This window comes from Frankia sp. AiPs1, assembly GCF_023716945.1.
Taxonomy (GTDB): domain Bacteria; phylum Actinomycetota; class Actinomycetes; order Frankiales; family Frankiaceae; genus Frankia.
The window spans coordinates 1-2,351 of record NZ_JAMQQF010000745.1 but is presented as its reverse complement, the minus strand read 5'-3'; the positions used below and the strand labels follow the sequence as shown (position 1 = coordinate 2,351).

The 2,351-nt window shown below is 74.1% G+C and carries 1 protein-coding gene and 1 pseudogene; both read left to right on the top strand.

The features are described 5' to 3' along the window. The coding region (locus ND748_RS30190) for a phosphatidylglycerol lysyltransferase domain-containing protein (RefSeq protein WP_308205772.1) at positions 1-1,916 on the top strand (1,916 nt) is incomplete at its 5' end. Between the two features lie 48 nt (positions 1,917-1,964). Further along, positions 1,965-2,351, top strand: a pseudogene (locus ND748_RS30185) (hypothetical protein); the annotation flags it as partial.

Sequence of the window (2,351 nt, the reverse complement as noted above, 5' to 3'; positions counted from 1 at the left end):
GTCCAGGCCTGCCGGCATGGGGCCGGCCGTGGGTGCCGCGGGTCGCGGCGCTGCTCACCCTGACCGTCGGGCTGGCCGACGTGGTGTCCGCGCTGACCCCCGAGTGGCGGTCCCGACTGGCGGACCTGCGGGTTCTGCTGCCAGCGGCGGCGTCCCGACAGGCAGCCGCCTTCACCGTCGTCGTCGGCATGCTGCTGGTCCTGCTCGCCGCCGGGCTGCGTCGGCGCAAGCGGCGGGCGTGGCGGGCCGTCGTCGTCCTGCTCGGATTGAGCGTCCTGCTGCACGTCGCCAAGGGGCTCGACTACGACGAGGCGGCTGCGTCGGCGGCCCTGCTCGGTGCGCTCGTGCTGGTGCGCGGGGAGTTCCGGGCCAAGGGCGACCCGACGACCCGTTGGCGGGCACTCGGCGCCGGGCTGCTGCTCACCGTCGTCTCGATCGCGATCGGTTTCCTGCTGCTGCACCTGCGCGAGCACCGCATCGCCGGCCCGCACGCCTGGTCGGCGCAGCTCGAACAGATCGTGCTGGGGCTCGTCGGCGTCCCGGGCCCGCTGCACTTCACCTCCGACCGGTTCGCCGACCTCGCCGACCGGGTGCTGCTCACCCTGGGTGTGGTGACCATCGGCACCACCGGCTACCTGGCGCTGCGTCCACCCCAGCCGCGGCCGCGGCTGACCGAGCAGGATCGGGCCCGGGTGCGGGCGCTGCTCACCCGGCACGGCGACGCCGACTCGCTCGGCTATTTCGTGCTGCGTTCCGACAAGTCGGTGATCTGGTCGCCGTCCGGGAAGGCCTGCGTGGCCTACCGGGTGGTCTCCGGCGTGATGCTCGCCAGCGGCGATCCGCTCGGCGACCGGGAGGCCTGGCCGGGAGCGATCCGCGAGTTCCTGGGCGAGGCCGCCGACCACGCCTGGACCCCGGCGGTGATCGGCTGCTCGGAGGCCGGTGGCACGGCATGGACCCGCGCCGGACTGACCGCGCTGGAGTTCGGCGACGAGGCCGTGGTCGACACCGCCACCTTCACCCTGGACGGCCGAGCGATGCGCAACGTCAGGCAGGCCGTCGCGCGGGTGGAACGCGCCGGGTACACGGCCGTCGCCCGTCGGGTCCGCGATCTCGCCCCGCCCGATGTCACGCGACTGAAGGCGCAGGCGGCGGCGTGGCGCGGCAGCGAGACCGAACGCGGCTTCTCGATGGCACTCGGCCGGCTGGGCGATGCCGAGGACGGCGACTGCGTCGTCGTCCTCGCCTACGAGAACGTCGTCCCTGCCCACGAGAGCGTCGTTCCCGCCCATGAGCACGTCGTCCCCGCCCACGAGCACACGGTGCGGGACAGCGGCGCCGCGGCTCGGCCCGACGGGTCGGCACCGTCCGGCGGGCCGCCGCCGTCCGACACCGAACCGCGGCTGCGTGCGCTACTGCACTTCGTGCCGTGGGGAGGGGACGGCCTGTCGCTTGACGCCATGCAGCGCGACCGTTCGGCCGACAACGGCCTGAACGAGTTCCTCATCGTCAGCACCCTGCGCCAGGCGCCGCAGCTCGGCGTGTCGCGGGTGTCGTTGAACTTCGCGTTCTTCCGCTCCGCGCTCGAACGCGGCGAGCGCCTGGGCGCGGGGCCGGTGGTCCGCTCCTGGCGCGGCATGCTGATGTTCCTGTCGCGCTGGTTCCAGATCGACAGCCTCTACCGGTTCAACGCCAAGTTCCAGCCCACCTGGCAGCCCCGCTTCGTCTGCTATCCGGCGACCGCCGAACTGCCGCGGATCGCCCTGGCGATACTCGAGGCCGAGGCGTTCCTCGTCTGGCCCCGCTGGCGCGAGCACCTTCCTCGCCCAGGCGCGCTGCTCGCCGCCGCCCGCCGCCCCCGCCCCGAGCGCCACCTGTCCGAGGAGGACCGGACGCAGCCGCCGTCCGCGCCCTGACCGCGGCGGGCGAGCAGACTTGGATGGCGGCCTGACTCGACATCGGACGGCCGTCGCCATCGCGACCTGGTCGAGACGATCATCGAGATGTCCGGCATGGACCGGCCCACCCACGACGGGGCATGGTCGGACTGTTCGGCCACCGCCCCGACCTCGCCCGGGTCGTCGAGGCCAACACCCCCCGCCCGCTATGCCGCCACACTGGCGCCGGATCCGCCGATGCGCATCTGGCTCGACTGCGGCCTCGGTGACCGCGAGGCGCTGAGGGACACCCGGGCGATGGCATCGATCCTGGGCCGGTGGCCGGTGGCCGGTGGCCGGTGGCCGGTGGCCGGTGGCCGGTGGCCGGGGTTCGGCGTCCGGCTGCGGCTTCGTCCTGGCGCGCACGACTTTCGGGGTGTGGCGCCCGGCGCTGCGCGACGGCCTGGCCTGGGC